This window comes from Salaquimonas pukyongi, assembly GCF_001953055.1.
Lineage (GTDB): Bacteria > Pseudomonadota > Alphaproteobacteria > Rhizobiales > Rhizobiaceae > Salaquimonas > Salaquimonas pukyongi.
In genome coordinates this window covers 1,444,705-1,461,062 of the sequence record NZ_CP019044.1, presented here as the reverse complement: position 1 = coordinate 1,461,062, position 16,358 = coordinate 1,444,705, and the positions used below count along the sequence as shown (strand labels likewise).

At 59.2% G+C, this 16,358-nt stretch carries 17 protein-coding genes; 10 read left to right on the top strand and 7 right to left on the bottom strand.

Annotation, left to right across the window (positions count from 1 at the left end; genetic code table 11):
- Nucleotides 1–2 precede the first annotated feature (2 nt).
- From BVL55_RS07060 to BVL55_RS07040, 5 genes are all read left to right on the top strand, one after another.
- Nucleotides 3–974: an alpha/beta hydrolase gene (locus BVL55_RS07060; protein WP_075996300.1), complete on the top strand. Its 972-nt coding sequence runs from the start codon at nt 3–5 to the stop codon at nt 972–974.
- A gap of 51 nt (nt 975–1,025) precedes the next feature.
- A complete protein-coding gene (locus BVL55_RS07055; RefSeq protein WP_075997987.1) occupies nt 1,026–1,562 on the top strand; it encodes a SixA phosphatase family protein in 537 nt (178 codons plus the stop codon).
- 119 nt (nt 1,563–1,681) lie between these two features.
- Nucleotides 1,682–3,145 (top strand): YcjX family GTP-binding protein, encoded by a 1,464-nt coding sequence (locus BVL55_RS07050; protein WP_075996299.1) that lies wholly within the window; start codon nt 1,682–1,684, stop codon nt 3,143–3,145.
- Between the two features lie 49 nt (nt 3,146–3,194).
- Nucleotides 3,195–4,325, top strand: a complete 1,131-nt coding sequence (locus tag BVL55_RS07045) for a YcjF family protein (RefSeq protein ID WP_205410853.1) — start codon at nt 3,195–3,197, stop codon at nt 4,323–4,325.
- A gap of 189 nt (nt 4,326–4,514) precedes the next feature.
- Nucleotides 4,515–5,039: a hypothetical protein gene (locus tag BVL55_RS07040; protein WP_083649417.1), complete on the top strand. Its 525-nt coding sequence runs from the start codon at nt 4,515–4,517 to the stop codon at nt 5,037–5,039.
- Nucleotides 5,040–5,051: 12 nt separating this feature from the next.
- Here BVL55_RS07040 and folK read toward each other — a convergent pair whose 3' ends face one another.
- From folK to folP, 3 genes are read right to left on the bottom strand one after another with little or no spacing between them, the layout of a single operon-like run.
- Nucleotides 5,052–5,615 carry a 2-amino-4-hydroxy-6-hydroxymethyldihydropteridine diphosphokinase gene (gene folK / locus BVL55_RS07035; RefSeq protein ID WP_156892459.1) on the bottom strand — a complete coding sequence of 188 codons (564 nt, stop codon included), beginning with the start codon at nt 5,613–5,615 and terminating at the stop codon, nt 5,052–5,054.
- The gene (folB, locus tag BVL55_RS07030; RefSeq protein ID WP_075996295.1) at nt 5,599–5,964 is read right to left on the bottom strand and encodes a dihydroneopterin aldolase; all 366 of its coding nucleotides are present in this window, start codon (nt 5,962–5,964) and stop codon (nt 5,599–5,601) included. Before folB ends, folK begins: the two co-directional genes overlap by 17 nt.
- Before the next feature lie 18 nt (nt 5,965–5,982).
- Nucleotides 5,983–6,852 carry a dihydropteroate synthase gene (gene folP, locus BVL55_RS07025; protein ID WP_075997986.1) on the bottom strand — a complete coding sequence of 290 codons (870 nt, stop codon included), beginning with the start codon at nt 6,850–6,852 and terminating at the stop codon, nt 5,983–5,985.
- A 199-nt stretch (nt 6,853–7,051) separates the two neighbouring features.
- On the opposite strand from folP, the gene BVL55_RS07020 reads away from it, so the two are divergent.
- Complete coding sequence (locus tag BVL55_RS07020) at nt 7,052–7,900, top strand: MBL fold metallo-hydrolase (RefSeq protein ID WP_075996294.1); 849 nt, start codon at nt 7,052–7,054, stop codon at nt 7,898–7,900.
- A 43-nt stretch (nt 7,901–7,943) separates the two neighbouring features.
- Here the strand turns inward: BVL55_RS07020 and BVL55_RS07015 are convergent, their stop codons facing one another.
- Nucleotides 7,944–8,786 (bottom strand): FecR family protein, encoded by an 843-nt coding sequence (locus BVL55_RS07015; RefSeq protein ID WP_156892458.1) that lies wholly within the window; start codon nt 8,784–8,786, stop codon nt 7,944–7,946.
- A gap of 194 nt (nt 8,787–8,980) precedes the next feature.
- On the opposite strand from BVL55_RS07015, the gene BVL55_RS07010 reads away from it, so the two are divergent.
- The 4 genes from BVL55_RS07010 (at nt 8,981) to BVL55_RS06995 (ending at nt 14,841) form a co-directional block, all read left to right on the top strand.
- Complete coding sequence (locus tag BVL55_RS07010; protein ID WP_083649416.1) at nt 8,981–11,164, top strand: CHASE2 domain-containing protein; 2,184 nt, start codon at nt 8,981–8,983, stop codon at nt 11,162–11,164.
- Nucleotides 11,165–11,179: 15 nt separating this feature from the next.
- Nucleotides 11,180–12,700 carry a cryptochrome/photolyase family protein gene (locus BVL55_RS07005; RefSeq protein ID WP_083649415.1) on the top strand — a complete coding sequence of 507 codons (1,521 nt, stop codon included), beginning with the start codon at nt 11,180–11,182 and terminating at the stop codon, nt 12,698–12,700.
- A 246-nt stretch (nt 12,701–12,946) separates the two neighbouring features.
- On the top strand, nt 12,947–14,212 hold the full coding sequence (locus tag BVL55_RS07000; RefSeq protein WP_075996291.1) for an SAM-dependent methyltransferase: 1,266 nt from the start codon (nt 12,947–12,949) through the stop codon (nt 14,210–14,212).
- 56 nt (nt 14,213–14,268) lie between these two features.
- A complete protein-coding gene (locus BVL55_RS06995) occupies nt 14,269–14,841 on the top strand; it encodes a DUF922 domain-containing protein (protein ID WP_075996290.1) in 573 nt (190 codons plus the stop codon).
- A 37-nt stretch (nt 14,842–14,878) separates the two neighbouring features.
- Here the strand turns inward: BVL55_RS06995 and BVL55_RS06990 are convergent, their stop codons facing one another.
- The 3 genes from BVL55_RS06990 to BVL55_RS16815 all read right to left on the bottom strand — a co-directional run bounded on the left by BVL55_RS06990 (nt 14,879) and on the right by BVL55_RS16815 (nt 16,272).
- Nucleotides 14,879–15,199 carry a 2Fe-2S iron-sulfur cluster-binding protein gene (locus BVL55_RS06990; protein WP_075996289.1) on the bottom strand — a complete coding sequence of 107 codons (321 nt, stop codon included), beginning with the start codon at nt 15,197–15,199 and terminating at the stop codon, nt 14,879–14,881.
- Between the two features lie 262 nt (nt 15,200–15,461).
- On the bottom strand, nt 15,462–15,818 hold the full coding sequence (locus BVL55_RS06985; RefSeq protein ID WP_075996288.1) for an Hpt domain-containing protein: 357 nt from the start codon (nt 15,816–15,818) through the stop codon (nt 15,462–15,464).
- A gap of 124 nt (nt 15,819–15,942) precedes the next feature.
- Complete coding sequence (locus BVL55_RS16815) at nt 15,943–16,272, bottom strand: hypothetical protein (protein WP_205410852.1); 330 nt, start codon at nt 16,270–16,272, stop codon at nt 15,943–15,945.
- Nucleotides 16,273–16,358 lie beyond the last annotated feature (86 nt).

The following is a 16,358-nucleotide window of genomic DNA, read 5'->3' as shown; positions in this document are numbered from 1 at the left end:
GCATGCGAAGGTTTGGCAAGATTGCGCTGGTGCTGCTCGTTGTCCTTGTGGCTGTCTTTTTGCTGGGGCCGCGTCCCGACACACGGCAATCCATGACCTTCGACGTCTCAAGCCTTGGCGATGACCTTGATGCCTATCTTGCCGGCAGCGAGGCGGCGTTTTCCGATATCCGTGAGGGCCTGCACAAGGAGATCCTGTGGGCCGATCCGGCCACGAAAGCCAAAACACCGGTGTCGGTCGTATATCTGCACGGCTATTCGGCCAGCCGGGTGGAAATCGATCCGGTGCCGCAGACCGTGGCAAAGGCGCTCGGCGCAAACCTCTTTTATACCCGGCTTGGCGGTCATGGGCGCAGTGGTGAAGCCATGGCCGAGGCAACGCTTTCGGGCTGGCTGGACGATACTGCTGAAGCACTGGCAATCGGAAAGCGGCTGGGCGACAAGGTATTGGTGCTTTCCGTCTCCACCGGCGGCACACTGGCGACCTGGGCGGCAAGCAATGGCGAACTTTCCGCCATGATGGATGCGCTGGTGCTGATCTCTCCCAATTATGCGGTGCATGGCGCCCCGATCTGGCTGCTCAACATGCCCTGGGCTGAAACCCTGCTGCCGCTGGTCCTCGGCTCACAGCGCTCCTGGGAGCCGCGAAACGAAGGCCAGGCCCATGGCTGGACGACCAGCTATCCCAGCAAGGCTGTGTTCCCCATGGGGGCGTTGCTGAAGGTGGTCTCAAGCATCGACCCGGCAAAAATCAAGGTACCTGCCCTGTTTGTCTATTCCATGCAGGACACGGTGGTGGATGCAAAGCGCACGGCAAAAATTGCCGCGGCCTGGGGCGGGCCGGCAAAGTCCGTCAAGATCGAAAACAGCGAGGACAAAAATCACCATGTCATTGCCGGTGACATTCTCAGTCCGGGCACGACCCGGGCGGTGGAGGATACCATCATCGAATGGGCCAAAGACCTGGGCCTATGATATCAAATCAGTTTCAGTAGCCGTTTGCCTGCGGCGTGAAGGAGAACAATGTTGCGTTTGATCATCTTGCGTCACCTGAAGACCGGCTGGGCCCTGCCCGGCCAGCGCGACATAGGGCGGCAGTTGGAGCCGCGCGGTATCGCCGATGCGGAAATCGTCGCAGGCTGGATCGGCGAGCACGGCCTGACGCCCGGCCATGTTTACTGCTCGGAAGCGGTGCGAACACGCCAGACGCTGGATGCCATCACGCCGGCTTTCGAACAGGCGCCGGGCATCACCCATCATCCGGACCTTTATTCCGGCACGGCGGATGACTACCTTGCCGTGCTTGAATCCCATGGCGAAGCTGAAACGCTGATGATCGTGGGGCACAATCCCTCCTGCGCGGCGCTTGCCAACATGCTGCTCGACCGCAATGCAGCGCTTGCCCCCGGCAGCGAGAAGGCATCCATCGCCTACAAATATCCAACCGGTGCGATGGCCGTTTTCGATTTCGACATCGAAAACTGGCAGGACCTGCGGCCAGGGACAGGAAATCTGGTTCATTTCCTGACGCCAAAGCCGTTTCGCCAGCCGGCCAGGTCATGAGCACTGGTTGAAGAGTGGCTTCAACGCCGGTGCAAACCGCTTTGATTTGCGTCCCTTAACTCCCATATACAGGGGGAACAGCGGACCTATCAGACCGTGGAGAACAGAGGGGCACCCGTTTGGCCAGCATCACCAATCTCGCCGATGAGGCGCTGATTGCGCTCGATAACCTGCAGGACAGCGCGAAAAACCTGTTTCAGCCGACGGTGCGCCTCGGCGTGACGGGCCTGTCGCGTTCGGGCAAGACGGTGTTCATTACCGCCCTGGTGCACAACCTGCTAAAGGGCGGCAGGCTGCCGCTGTTTGAAGCCCATGCCAGCGGCCGCATCGCCAAGGCGCAGCTCAACCCGCAGCCTACCATGGATGTGCCGCGCTTTTCCTATGAAGAACACATCAAGACGCTGGTGGAAGAACGCGCCTGGCCGGATTCGACCCGGGCGATCTCCGAACTGCGCCTGACGCTGCACTATGAAAGTGCATCCGCCTTTTCGCGCCGGTTCGGTGCGGGAACGCTCAACATCGACATCGTCGATTATCCCGGGGAATGGCTGCTCGATCTGCCACTGCTGGGCATGACCTTTACCGAATGGAGCCGGCAGGCGCTTGAACTGGCGCAAAAGGGTAATCGCAAGAAACTTGCTGAAAAATGGCTGAAGCTGCTGGCAAAGACCGATGCGGCAAAGGATGCGGACGAGAACCGGGCGATTGACCTTGCACGGGAATTCACCGGCTATCTGAAGGCCTGCCGGGAAGATGAAACGGCGCTGTCGACCCTGCCGCCGGGCCGGTTCCTGATGCCGGGCGATCTGAAGGATTCCCCTGCCCTGACCTTTTCGCCGCTTGACCCCGGCGACGGGGAGAAGGCTGCCTCAACATCCCTTTACGCACTGATGGCAAAGCGGTTCGAAGCTTACAAGGATGTGGTCGTACGGCCCTTTTTTCGCGAGCATTTTGCCCGCCTCGACCGCCAGATCGTTCTGGTCGATCCGCTGCAGGCGATCAATGCCGGGCCGGAGGCGCTGGGCGATCTTGAACATGCCCTGGCCGATATCCTGCGCTGTTTCAGGGCCGGATCGTCTTCCTGGCTGCCGTCCCTGGTGCTGCGTCGCATCGACAAAATCCTGTTTGCCGCGACCAAGGCCGATCATCTTCATCATGAAAACCATCAGCGGCTGGAGGCAATTCTCAACCTGCTGGTCAACCGTGCCGTGGAGCGGGCCCACTATGCCGGCGCCAAGGCCCAGGTCCTTGCCATGGCCGCCGTGCGGGCAACCAAGGAGGGTGTGGTGGAGGAAGGCGGGGAAACCTTTCCGGTCATTCTGGGCGAACCGATCAGCGGAGAGACGATCGGGGACAAGACGTTCGACGGCAAAACGCAGACGGCGGTGTTTCCGGGGGACCTGCCAAAAGATGTTTCCGTACTGCTCGATGAAACCGGCAAGGGCAGCGTTGCCGGTGATTTGCGTTTCGTGCGCTTTCGCCCGCCAAAACTGGAAACCACCGCGGAGGGGCTGACCCTTTCGCTGCCGCACATCCGGCTTGACCGGGCGCTCGAGTTTCTGCTCGGCGATCAGCTGGCTTGATGCACAGGGGAGCATGCCTTCAATGAGCAGGAAACCGAGAAGTTTCGCGGTGAAACAACAATCGGGCGACGGGGATCGTGCCGAACCCGCAGCCACCGCAAAATCGCAGTCAGCCAGGACTGCCCGCAGGCCCATGGCCATCGACGCGGCGGAGAAGAAGCGCGCGAAAAAGGTCAAACTGACCACCCTGCCGGAGGAAGCAGTCGATCCCGTATACGAGGATCTGGTGAGATCCGGTGCCAACTCAGAACAGATGCGCGACCTGCAGAAACTGGAAGCAGAACCTGCTTCCCCTGCCGGTCCACCGCGCACCTTCAGCTGGGGTAAGCTGGCGCTTTCAGCTTTCGGCCTGCTGGCTGGCCTTGCGCTGTCGCTCTGGCTCGACAGCCTGGTGCGAGACCTGTTTGCCCGAAACACCTGGCTTGGTTATGCCGCGCTCGGGCTCACCGCACTGCTGGTCATTGCCGTCCTCGCCATCGCGCTGCGGGAAATCAGGGCACTTTGGCGGTTGCGAAGCATTGACGGATTGCGCCATGAGGCGCAGACGGCCCGCACCGAAAACAACCTTGTCCTTGCCCGCCGGGTTTCGAAAGACGTTGTCTCGCTTCTGGCCGATCACCCAGAAACCGCGCGCGGCCGGGAGAAGCTCGCAGCCCATGACGGCGAAGTGATGGATGGGCGCGACATGATTGATCTGATCGAGCGCGACCTGCTCTTGCCGATGGACCAGACGGCACGGGCAATGGTGATGGGCTCCGCCAAACGGGTTTCTGTGGTAACGGCCGTCAGCCCGAGGGCGCTGATCGATGTGGGGTTCGTGCTGTTTGAAAACGTCCGGCTTATCCGCCGCATCGGCGAGCATTATGGTGGAAAGCCAGGTGTTCTGGGCGCTGCCAGGCTGGTCCGCCAGGTGGTGTTTCATCTGGGTGCCACCGGCGCCATCGCCGTCGGCGACGGACTGTTGCAGCAATTGATCGGCCATGGCCTCGCGGCAAAACTGTCAGCGCGGCTTGGCGAAGGGGTTGTCAACGGGCTTCTGACCGCCCGAATCGGCCTCGCCGCCATGGATATCTGCCGGCCGGTTGCCTTCGGAAAAAACAACCGCCCGAAGCTTTCCGAGTTCATGTCAGAGATCGTCAGGCTGCAGGGGAATGCCCCTTCCGGCAAGCCGGATGGCTGATGCTGCTTGAAGGTGTTGATTTGCCAACCCTGCCCGGCGGCTGTATTGTTTATGACCAATGACCGCCTTTTTTGTCGGCAATATGCGCGGCTGTAACATGATTTGAAGGCTGGCCGAGAGGAATGGTTAACCATTTTGGGTAACATTCCGCATACCAGTTTCGTTGTCCCCGTTATGAAAGAATGGACCATGTTGCGTAGCCTGATCAGTGCCTTGTTCTTCGCCCTTGCCGCATTCGGCTATGCCCATGCGGGCGAAACAGCCTTTTTCAAGGAAGTCCAGGGCAAATGGTCCGGACCGGGTGAAATCGTCGCCGGAAAGTACAAGGGGACCAAATTCACCTGCGTTTTCAACGGCATTAATCCATCCACCAGAACGGGCATGAAAATCGACGGGTATTGCCGTGTGGGGGTTTTTTCACAGCCGATGAACGCCTTAATTGAAAAGGCCGGTGGCAGCTATCGCGGCAAGTTTCTCGATGGCGAAGCCGGGGAAGGCATGGACATTACCGGCGGGCGCTATTCGCGCAACAAGCTGGTGGTCAACATCAAGCGCAAGGACCTTCGCGGCGTGCTGGTTGCCAGCAAGGACAATGCCGATCACATGCAGATGACGATTTCCGTGCGGGTCGACGGGCGCCTGATCCCGGTTATCGGCATGCGCCTTGACCGCATGGCAGGCAGCAGCAACGCCAAAATCGCCAAGCGCAGCTGATCCCTTTCCACCCTATCGCTGTAAATACTGCCCGGACCAGGCATCGGCTGCGTCCTGCAATTCGATTTCCGACCCTTCGCCCCTGGCAATCAGCGCATCAAGGTGTGTTTCAACGGTTTTTCCCTCGATTACCAATTGCGGGTTAAGGTCGAACAGCGGACGGATGACGAATATCCGCTCAGCCGTTCTTGGATGCGGCAGGGTCAGGCCATCCCACGTCCCTTCAATGCCTTCATAGACCAGAATGTCGAGGTCGATTGTTCTCGGACCCCAGCGGCGTGTCGTGCGGCGCTGCAAGCCGGTTTCGATCCGTTTTAGTTCCGCCAGCAATTCAATCGGCGCAAGCGCGGTCGCCATGCGAAGGCAGGCGTTCAGGAAATCGTCCTGATCCCTATCGCCCCACGGTTTGGTACGATAAAGCGCCGAAGCTGCTTCAATGCGGGTCTCAGGCAGAGCGGCAATCTGAGCAAGTGCCGTTTGCATCGCGCTGCGCACGTCGCCGACATTGCCGCCAAGACCGATCCACACCCGTGAAGAGGAACTTCCCGGGGCTTGTTCACTATTGGGGGTAGACAACCGTCACCTCGATGGTGTCGAGAATGCCCTGGACCGGTGCGTTGGGCTTGCGGATGGTGATTTCGGCCCTGCGGATCATCTTGAACTTCTTGCACAGGGCTTTTGCCACCTGCAGCGCCAGTGCCTCGATCAGATAGCGCCGCTGGCCGGTAACAACCCGTTCGATGACCCTGAACGCCTTGCCGTAGTCGACGGTGCCGGTGATGTCGTCGTTTTCGAGCGAAGTGCCGCCATCGACCTTGAGAACCGCATCGACAAAGAAGCGCTGACCGAGCACCTCTTCCTCGTTGTATATGCCATGGCGGGCGAAGAAGGCGCAGTTTTTCAGGGTGATGGTGTAGTCGCTCATTGGGTCCTTCCGGCGGCTTTACGGGCTGGGTTGGCTTAAAACGCGGCCTTCTGCGGCCAGTACGGCATCGGCAATGCGCAACGCATCGCGGTTTTTTGCCACATCATGCACCCGAAAGACAGCGCTTCCTTTCATCCGTGCGATAACGCTTGTCGCAGCCGTACCGGTATCACGGCGGCCGGCAGAACGGCCCGTTACGTGACCGATAAACCGCTTGCGCGAAGTGCCGGTCAAAATGGGATAGCCAAGGGAAAACAGCTCTTCCATGCGGGCCAGCAGGTCGATGTTTTCCTGGTGATCCTTGGCAAAGCCAAATCCGGGATCCAGCATGATCCTTTCGCGCTCTACGCCTTCGGCGGCTGCGGCCTTGAGGCTTTCTTTCAAGAAAGCATGCTGATCGCGGATGACGTCGGCATCCTTGTCTCGCTCACGCCCGGTATGCATCAAAAGACAGCCGCTTGAATGGTTGGCCGCCACGCCGGCAAGCTCCTTGTCGCGCTGGAAGCCCCACACATCGTTGATAATGTGAGCGCCGGCCTTGACGGCAAGAACTGCCGTTTCGGCCCGCCAGGTATCGACCGAAAGCAGAATTCCGTCATTCTTCAGGGCCTCGAAAACCGGCAGAATGCGGTCCTGCTCTTCAGCCGCGGAAATCTCGTTGAAACCGGGGCGCGAGGATTCCCCGCCAATGTCGATGATCGCCGCCCCTTCCCTTGCCATGCGTCTGGCACGGCGAATGGCTGCATCCGGGCGCTCATAGCGGCCGCCATCGGAAAACGAATCCGGCGTTACGTTCAACACGCCCATGATCACGGCCCGCGGGCCGATTTCAATCTCCCGGCCATGGCCGAGCTTCCAGAGGGAAGGAGCAAAGGGATCAAAAGCCATTTCAAGCGACCTGCACAGACGCGCCAAAACCGTTTCAGCACGAACCAGGCGGTAGCGCTGTAACAAATATTTTTCAACCGTGAAGAAGTTGATCGCCGGCTGTCAATATGACAGTTGATCGGAGCCGTTGATGCAAATAGGGTCGAGACGGGGCATTAGCGCTGCAGCAGGCGGCGGAATAATTGGCTGACAGGTTTACATGCAATCCATAAATCCTGGTGAAACGGACGATCTGTCCGTGACGTTCTGGGGCACCCGCGGAACCCGCATGGTCACCGGAGATGGCTTTACGCGCTATGGCCGCAAGACCATCTGCGCGGAAGTGCGTTGCGGCAGGCGCGTCATCGTGCTGGACGCAGGATCGGGCCTTGTGCCGCTGGGCTCTGCCATGATGGGCAACGGGATTCGTGCATTCGATCTGTTGCTGACCCACGCCCATTACGACCATGTTGAAGGCATTCCCTTCTTCGAACCGTTTTACGATCCGGGCTTTTCGATCGGATTTTGGTCCGGCAAGCTGAAAGGGATCGATCGCACGCGGGACATCGTCGATGGCCTCATGAAGGAACCGTATTTTCCTATTCGCCGGGAAAAATTTCGTGCGGGCATTCGATATCATGACCTGGAAGACGGCGCCTCGATTGATCTGGGTGATGGCATCATGGTTTACACAATGCGGCTGCACCATCCCGGCGGGGCAACCGGATACCGGATCGAATATGGTGGCAAGCGCTTTGCCTTCATTACGGATACAGCTCACGCACCGGGCCAGCGCGATGCTGCGCTTGTGTCGTTTTTAAAGGACGCGGATGCCTTCGCCTATGACTGCAGCTATGTGGATGAAGAGTTTCCACGCTTTGCCAGTTTCGGCCACTCAACCTGGGAAGAGGCGGAGCGGTTGAGGAAGGAAGCCGGGGCGCGCCATGTTTTCGGCATCCATCACATGCCGTTTCGCGACGATGCGGCGCTGGACAGGATTGCCGCCCGGATGGAACGGGACATGGCAAACTGCACCGTTACCAAGGATGGCATGCAGATCAGGCTGTAATGTACTGCCCTGGATGTTGCAAGATGTCCATTCATCCCACCGATCACGGATAGCCGGTAGTAGGGCCATAATCATTGGACTGCGGATCTGATTTCCGGTCGGATCTCGGCGACGGTTCCGTTTTTCCGCTGCCACCTTCACTGCCCTGAGATGGCGCTGGCGCCTTTTTGACGGCCGGGTCGAAAGCGGCGCGGATGGCGCAGGTCAGCACCGGGGCACGCCATCCAAGGCGAAAACGATTCTGGCGGGAGGTCAGGGTATAATTGCTATCCTCTCCGGTACGGTCGCCAGAACGCAGGTAAGGCAATTCGTGCGCCTCGCTGGACGTTACCTCGGCAATATCGCAGGGCCGGTTCACGACGACGCAATTGCTGCTTGAACAGGCCTCTATCTCTCCCTTGAACAGGATGACACGGGTCAGGCCAAGCGCATTGACATAGACATCGAAGACCGTTCCCCGCACGCCGATGGTCGACACCGGGGTCTTTACCGTGAAGGCGCCCTTTGGAGAATTGCCGGTGATGAAACGGAAAGCCCCCTTGGCCACCTCGATGGTGCCCTGCTGAAAGCCGTCTGCGCCGACGACAAACTCGTCAAGGTGAATAACGGAGTTTTCGCCGACAATGATGCGGGATTTGTCGTTCAGGCGGATTTCACCATGGGAGTTGAATTCAGCGGAAACAGACTCGCTGGCATAGACCGGGTCCCTGGGCGCAAGACGCCGGTTGTTCAGGGAACCGGTCACCACATTCTTAACCCTGATCGAACGCCCGATCTCCTCAACCGTCTGTGCGGGCGCGGGCGTTACCAGCAACAGCAGCGGAAGTGCCGGCAACAGTGCGCGGACACCGGCTTGCGGCATAACGGACCGGATTTTCTTCAACATGACGGACTCCACATTCGCCTTCAAAAACACCGTCTCCGGTGTCCCTCGCTGCCTGCACAGACTTTCCCGGAGGATGTAACTATTGTGTTGTGTGCCCCGTTTGCGGGGACTACCGTAACGGCTAACCTACCTGACGTAAAGCTGCTGTGACGTGCGTCACACAGCCGGTCTGAACCGTCTTTGTGACTCGCGGCATGATAAATCGCATCTTCAGGGGAAAAACACCGTATGTGCTGGCGATCTCTGCCGGCGTGGTTTTGATTGCACTGTTTTTTTCGCTGTCGCGTCCCGATCTGCTGCGCCCGCTGCAAAACCTGGTGTTCGATTTCTACCAGCAGCTCAAGCCGCGTGATGCATCCCAAAGCGCGGTGGTGGTAATCGATATCGACGAACCGTCGATTGCTGCCAGAGGCCAATGGCCATGGCCGCGCAGCGATCTGGCCGAATTGACAGACCGCCTTTCCCGGGCCGGGGCCGCTGCGATTGCCTTTGACATGGTGTTTTCAGAACCCGACCGGACGGCCCCCGCCTTTCTGGCCGGCAAGCTGCCACCGGACATGGCGGACCGGGAGGCAACCGCAGCAAAGCTGAAGGCCCTGCCCGACCACGATGCGCAATTTGCGGCGGCGATATCGCGCTCGCCCGCGGTGCTGGCATTTTTCGATGCCAGAGGACAAACACGCGACAGTGCCAGAAAGATTGCCGGGGTTAGCTGGCTCGGCGAAGACCTGAACGGCCTGCTCGAACCCCTGCAGGGTGCGATCTCAAGCCTGCCGGTACTGGTCTCGTCCGCAAGCGGCCATGGCCATATCAGCCTGGGGGAAAGCCAGACCGACGACGTGGTGCGGCGCATACCGCTGTTTGCGGCCCAGGACGGCAATGTCTATCCGGCTCTTTCGGCCGAAGCGCTGCGGGTTGCGCTGCAATCTGCCAGCGGAAAGCGCCACTCCTTTCTGCTGGTCACCACCTTTGCCGGCAGGGAGGGAGGCGAAGCAGACCGGGCCAGCGGCGGCTCGGCTGCAATCACCATGGCGCGGCTGGGCAATTTCACCATTCCACTCACCAAAAACGGCGGGCTCGATCTTTATTTTGCGCCCGCAGATCAGACCAGCTTTCTGTCAGCCGATAGGGTTCTGTCGGGCTCTGTTACCGAACTCGCGGACAAGGTGGGCGGCAAGATTGCCCTTGTGGGGGCATCGGCTGCGGGCCTGCGCGACATCCGAACGACCATCCTGCGCGAAGCGGTGCCCGGCGTTGCCATTCATGCCCAGGTGATCGACCAGATCATGCAGGGCAAGTTCCTCAACCGGCCCGACTGGGCGCCGGGCGCGGAAGCCGTGCTTGCGGTCCTGCTTTCGCTTGCGATCATCGCCGCCTTGCCGTTTCTGGGTGCGCTGTCGGCCGCCGCCTTCGGGATGGCGTGCGCGGTTATCGTGCTGGCAGTGAGCTGGTGGGCGTTCTCACGTCACGGGCTTCTCATCGATCCGCTGTTTCCCCTGCTGCTGTCGCTTACCGCCTATTTCCTGACAACATTGCTGCTCTTTGCCTTTGCCGACCGCGAGCGGCGCTTCATCAGAACCGCCTTCCGCCACTACATCGCCCCCAACCTGCTGACGCGGCTGGAGGAAAACCCCGACGCGCTCAAACTGGGCGGCGAAATCCGCGACATGACCGTGATGTTCATGGATGTGCGCAATTTCACGCCGCTTTCGGAAAATCTGACGCCCGAGGAACTGGTCACCTTTTTGAACAATCTGCTTTCACCGCTGTCCGACATTATCCAGCGCCATGAGGGCGCCATCGACAAATATATCGGCGATGCCATCATGGCGTTCTGGAATGCGCCGCTGGATGTCGAAGACCATGGCGGCAAGGCATGTCTTGCGGCGCTTGAAATGCTGGAGGAGGTCGAGCAGCTCAATGAGCGCGATGCGTTCGGCTTCAGGGCGCGCGGCCTTGGCGCGGTGGCAATCGGCATCGGCATCAGCACGGGGCCCGGCTGTGTCGGCAATCTGGGCTCAACGACGCGGTTTGATTATTCGGTGGTGGGCGACACCGTCAATGTCGCTTCAAGGCTTGAAGCGGCAACGAAGGATACGGGTGCGCCCATCCTCGTCTCACAGGCAACGGCTTCGGCAGCGCCCGGCCTTGCCTATCTTCCAGCCGGAAAACTCGATCTTAAGGGCAAAACGCGGGCCGAGGAGGTTTTCGTCCTTGCCGGGAACGAGCGTTGCGCAGAGAGCGCCGGGTTTCAGCGACTGGCCAAGACTGTTTCCCGTCTGCCATCGCTTCCTGCAGCAAAACGGAAAAAGGCCGTCAGCGATTGCCTTGCCGCCGCAAAGCCCTATCTGCATCCCTTCCTTTCACGGTTTTCCTGATTTCGGGATGATTTCATGACCAGCATTGCAAATCTTGCCGGAGCCGGGCCAGAAGATGGCGGACCGGGTGATGACCGGCAAGCCCCCGTCATTGTCTGGTTTCGCAATGATCTGCGCTGTGGCGACCACCCTGCCCTCAGCCATGCCGCCGGCCTTGGACGGCCTGTGCTTGCAGTCTATGTGCATGACGAGGAGACTAACGGCGTGCGGCCCATGGGGGCGGCACAGAAATGGTTCCTGCATCAAAGCCTGTCGGCGCTTGGCGATGCGCTTTCGAAGGCGGGCTGCAGATTGCGCATCTTTCAGGGCAAGAGCGAAACCGTTCTTGGCCGGCTGGCTGAGCAAACCGGTGCCAGCAGCGTTTACTGGCTGCGGCGCACCGGTGGCGCTGAAACGGCGATGGACAGCCGGCTCAAGATGCGCTTTCAGCGGGCCGGCATTGAAGCAAGAAGCTTCAACGGCAATCTGCTGCATGAGCCCAGCCGCTTTCTGACCGGCAGCGGTGGCCCCTACAAGGTTTATACGCCGTTCTTCAAGGCCCTGTTGCGTCAGGGTGAGCTGCGCCCGCCCCTGCCCGCGCCAAAGAAGCTGCAGGCCTTCAACAGCGAGATATCAGGGACCGTAAGCCTTGATGCTATTCGCCTTCAGCCTGAAAAACCCAACTGGGCGCAGGGCTGGGAAACCTTCTGGCCGGCGGGTGAAGCGGGCGCAAGAGAATTGCTGGCGCAGTTTCTCCAGGAGCGCAGCAACGGCTATAGCCAGGGGCGCGATTTTCCGGCCCGCAACAAGGTTTCCCGCCTGTCGCCCTATCTGCGGTTCGGGATCCTGTCACCCCGCCAGCTTTGGTATGCAGCACGCCAGCACCAGGAAAAAGGCACGATCGGCGACCGCGACGCCAGCAAGTTTCTTTCCGAACTTGGCTGGCGCGAGTTCTGCCATCATCTGCTGTTTCACTTTCCGGACCTTCCTGTGCGCAACTTCCAGCAAAAGTTCGATGCTTTCCCGTGGCGCAGCGACGAAACCCAACAGTTTGAGCGCTGGAAGAAGGGACAAACCGGCTATCCCGTTGTCGATGCCGGCATGCGTGAATTGTGGCAGACCGGTTACATGCACAACCGCATTCGCATGGTTGCCGCCTCCTTTCTGGTCAAGCACCTTCTGGCCGACTGGCGGATCGGTGAACGGTGGTTCTGGGACACGCTGGTTGATGGCGATGGGGCGAGCAATCCGGCGAACTGGCAATGGGTTGCAGGCTGCGGCGCCGATGCAGCGCCCTATTTCCGCATCTTCAATCCGGTGCTTCAGGGCCGCAAATTCGATCCTGACGGCGGCTATGTGCGCCGGTTTGTACCGGAAATCGCAAACCTGCCCGACAAATACCTGCATGCCCCGTGGGAAGCGCCCAAATCCGTTCTTGAGACCGGCGGCATCGTGCTGGGAGAAACCTATCCTGAACCGATGGTCGATCATGCCACCGCACGGCAACGGGCACTTGCTGCGCTTAAAGAAGTGAGCGGGCTGTCCGGCAATGCATGAACACCAGCCATTCTGCTTGCCCCAAAACCCTTGCCAACCCTTTGCAGAACATGGAAATATCGCTTCTTGAGGCCGCCAATGGCCGCAGAAAAAGCGGTTTGGCGGCGCAATGGAGGAACCCGAACATGCTCCCGCCGTTTGAGCGAGAGAACAAGGGCAACTGTAAGTTATGACAAAAAGTGCGGGGAACAAGCCTGAAAAATACCGATTTTACAGGCATCCTTTGATCGGAGGAGGCGTAGGGTCATGAAGGGAGCAGGTTCGGTAACGGCAGATGGCGGCGGAAAGTCCGGGCCGCTTGAAGTTACCCTGGACAACATCAAGCAAATTACGGCGAACCTGCCGTTTCACAGCACGGCCATTTTGAAAGCGCTGACCCAGCTCGACACGGGGGCGCTGACGATCGTGTTTCCCAATGGTGCGTCCTACCGGTTTGAGGGCAGCAGGCCCGGCCCGGATGCGGACATCACCCTGCATAACTGGAACCCGCCGCGCAAGGCGCTGATGGCCGGCTCAATCGGGGTTGCCGAAAGCTACATGGACAAGGAATGGGATTCCAGCGACGTCACCGCGCTGCTGGAGTTGTTCTCGGTCAATTATGACCTCGGCAACCAGCTGACCTCACCCGGTTTCATTCAGGTCATTCTCGAGCGCTTCCGCCACTGGATGAATACCAACACCAAGCGGCAATCGCGCAAGAACATTTCCGCCCATTACGATCTGGGCAACGAGTTCTACAGCCTGTGGCTCGACAAGAGCATGACCTATTCCTCGGCGATCTATGAGGATGGCGCCAATTCGCTGGAAGCTGCCCAGGCGGCAAAATACCGTTCACTGGTGGAAAACACCGGTATCGGTGATGGCGACCGGGTGCTGGAGATCGGTTGCGGCTGGGGCGGCTTTGCGGAATATGTGGCGAAGAATACCGACGCCCATGTCACCGGATTGACAATCAGCCAGGAGCAGTTCGACTTTGCCAGTGAGCGCATCCAGAAGGCCGGGCTTGGTGAAAAGGTTGATGTGAAGCTTCAGGACTACCGCGATGAAACGGGCGTTTATGACAAAATCACTTCAATCGAGATGTTTGAGGCCGTGGGCGAAAAATACTGGCCGGTCTATTTCGGCAAATTGCGCGAATGCCTCAAACAAGGCGGCAGGGCAGGTCTGCAGATCATTACCATCGCCGACCGCAGCTATGAAATCTACCGCTCCCGGCCGGATTTCATCCAGCGCTATGTTTTTCCAGGCGGCATGCTGCCTTCCCCTTCCATTTTATCGAATCTGGCTGCCGACGCTGGCCTGAGCGAACATCCGCCCCGCATCTTCCCCCAGGATTATGCGCGTACGCTTGCTGAATGGCGCGACAATTTCTGGAGTGCCTGGGAACGGATTGCCAGGTTGGGATTTGACGAACGCTTCAAGCGGATGTGGGAATTTTACCTGCACTATTGTGAAGCGGGTTTTCGTTCCGAGAACATTGATGTAAGGCAGGTCTTCTACGCAAAGCCCTGACATTGCCCTTACCGCCCGGCGTCGGGGGAACGGGTAAAGGCACGAAAGAAACCAGAATGCGGCTTACCAAGTGGATGACCATCGGACTGCTGGCGCTCGTTGCCGGCTGTACCGCCGTGTCGTCACGTACCAATGTCAATGTCGGCTACTACGATGTGGGCGGCGACTCATTCAGCGAGCTCGATCGCCAGATTGCCCTGCACGGACCGCAAGTCCCCGGCGTCGGCAAGGCGATTGCGGCAACCAGTGTGCGCATGACCCCTGCCATCCGCTTTGGTAATGTCGGCGGACAGTGCCGGGTGACCAGCGCCAAGGTCCGGGTGCATGCCAATGTCACCCTGCCGCGCTTTACCCGCCGCAGGGCCGCCGACAGGAAGCTGAAAAGCGCCCTCGACAACATCGAGTCCTATGCGCGGCTGCATGAGGCGGTGCATGTGTCGATCGCCGACCAGTTTGCCGAGCAGGCCGAACAGGAAATATCCGCTTTGCCGCCCGTTACCGATTGCCAGACCATGCGCGAGCGCATCGCCGCCACCTATAATAAAATCATGAAAGAGCACGAATCTGCCCAGCTGGCATTCGATGCCCAGGAACAGAGGCGGTTTGCAAGACTGCGCAAGGATTCCTGATCTATTACTTTAAATTACTTATATAATTTATTGATATCTATGCTTGTTTTTCGGGAACCTGGACCACCAGGCCATCCAGTTCCTCAGTCACCTTGATCTGGCAGGACAGGCGCGAACTTTCCTTCGGCTCATAGGCGAAGTCCAGCATGTCAGCTTCCATGATGTCGGCCTCGCCGGTCTTTTCCTGCCAGGCGTCATCAACATAGACATGGCAGGTGGCGCAGGCGCAGGCACCGCCGCATTCGGCCTCGATGCCCGGCACGGAATTCTTGATGGCGTTTTCCATCACCGTGGTGCCGACTGCGGCCTCCACTTCGTGGGACTTTCCGTCATGGGTGACATAGGTGATTTTCGGCATGTAGACTTCCTCTTGCAGCTTCTTGCTGCGGCCAGAACTCCGGAACGGGTTTTGTGATGAAGACGCGGCTTGCGGGGTGTGGCGAATTTCCTGACTGCGACGGCCTTGTTGCCGCAGGCCAGATCATGAATTGGCGTTTTCTGCCCGGGCAGTTTGCACTTAAGCAAAGATGGCTGCAAGTCAAGAGCAGCAGGCGGTTGCCGCGATTATCCAGGCAGTCGGCACCCTGGAGCGAAACACCGCCCTGGCTCTTTGATCGGGATCAGGCCCCCAATTCCTCGATATAGCCGATGACCCGTTCCAATTCGGCCTCGACCTCCTGATACCCGCCATGGCGGGGAGATTCCACATCGGCTGCCCGGTCTGCCAGATCAAAGGCCCCGATACCGCGTGCGGCACCCTTCAGCGAATGGGCTGCACGGATGCGATTGGTGACATCGCAGCTGTTGAGCATCATCTTCAGATAGATCCGGGACTGGGTCTTGAACATGGAGAGGATTTCAGCTTCCAGAGCCTGATCGCCTTGTGTCTGGTTTCCCAGATGAACCAGATCGACCGGCTTTGCGTTCCCCTCGCGGTGGCGGGCTTCGACCACATCCCGCTTTAGCGCCATCGGCATAAAACAACTCCTGCTTTACGGTCTCCCGCAAAACAGGTTAGCAGGTGGGGGTAAACAAGTTGCTTACTGACGGGAAAGCGGCAGGTGGCCTCTGTCAAAACAGCCGCCCAATGGAATGGCAAAATCAGGAAAGTCCGCGCTCGGCAGCCTTGCGGCCCTCTTCCGTCAACCGGCAAACCAGCCAGCCGGGCTTTACCGGATTTGAGAACCATGGTTCTGCCAAACCCTTTTCGATACAGCTTTTGATTGTGGCTGGCTTGATTTCCTGGCCGCCTTGGTCAAACAGCGGCAGTTTGCCGCCTGGCTGGCCAAGTCCGAGGCGCAGATAGCGCAATTGCGCCTGGCTGACCCTGCCGGCGGCAGAATTCCCCTCAGCGGCTGACGCCGGGACTTTTCGGGAATTGCCTGATTTTTCAGGCGTTTGGTCCTTGCGTGGCATTTGAACGACGGTCATGACGCACTCCAGGATGGCCCGTTCGGGCGCCGCAAAAAGCGGTTTTCATCATCCGGCAAGCCATAAGGAGCGCGCATCCCTGCCGG

Coding starts and splice junctions, on each gene's coding strand:
- BVL55_RS07060 (WP_075996300.1), top strand. CDS start 3: ATGCGAAGGTTTGGCAAGATTGCGCTGGTGCTGCTCGTTGTCCTTGTG.
- BVL55_RS07040 (WP_083649417.1), top strand. CDS start 4,515: ATGTTGCGTAGCCTGATCAGTGCCTTGTTCTTCGCCCTTGCCGCATTC.
- folB (WP_075996295.1), bottom strand. CDS start 5,964: ATGAGCGACTACACCATCACCCTGAAAAACTGCGCCTTCTTCGCCCGC.
- folP (WP_075997986.1), bottom strand. CDS start 6,852: ATGGCTTTTGATCCCTTTGCTCCTTCCCTCTGGAAGCTCGGCCATGGC.
- BVL55_RS07020 (WP_075996294.1), top strand. CDS start 7,052: ATGCAATCCATAAATCCTGGTGAAACGGACGATCTGTCCGTGACGTTC.
- BVL55_RS07015 (WP_156892458.1), bottom strand. CDS start 8,786: ATGTTGAAGAAAATCCGGTCCGTTATGCCGCAAGCCGGTGTCCGCGCA.
- BVL55_RS07010 (WP_083649416.1), top strand. CDS start 8,981: ATGATAAATCGCATCTTCAGGGGAAAAACACCGTATGTGCTGGCGATC.
- BVL55_RS07005 (WP_083649415.1), top strand. CDS start 11,180: ATGACCAGCATTGCAAATCTTGCCGGAGCCGGGCCAGAAGATGGCGGA.
- BVL55_RS07000 (WP_075996291.1), top strand. CDS start 12,947: ATGAAGGGAGCAGGTTCGGTAACGGCAGATGGCGGCGGAAAGTCCGGG.
- BVL55_RS06995 (WP_075996290.1), top strand. CDS start 14,269: ATGCGGCTTACCAAGTGGATGACCATCGGACTGCTGGCGCTCGTTGCC.
- BVL55_RS06990 (WP_075996289.1), bottom strand. CDS start 15,199: ATGCCGAAAATCACCTATGTCACCCATGACGGAAAGTCCCACGAAGTG.
- BVL55_RS06985 (WP_075996288.1), bottom strand. CDS start 15,818: ATGCCGATGGCGCTAAAGCGGGATGTGGTCGAAGCCCGCCACCGCGAG.
- BVL55_RS16815 (WP_205410852.1), bottom strand. CDS start 16,272: ATGACCGTCGTTCAAATGCCACGCAAGGACCAAACGCCTGAAAAATCA.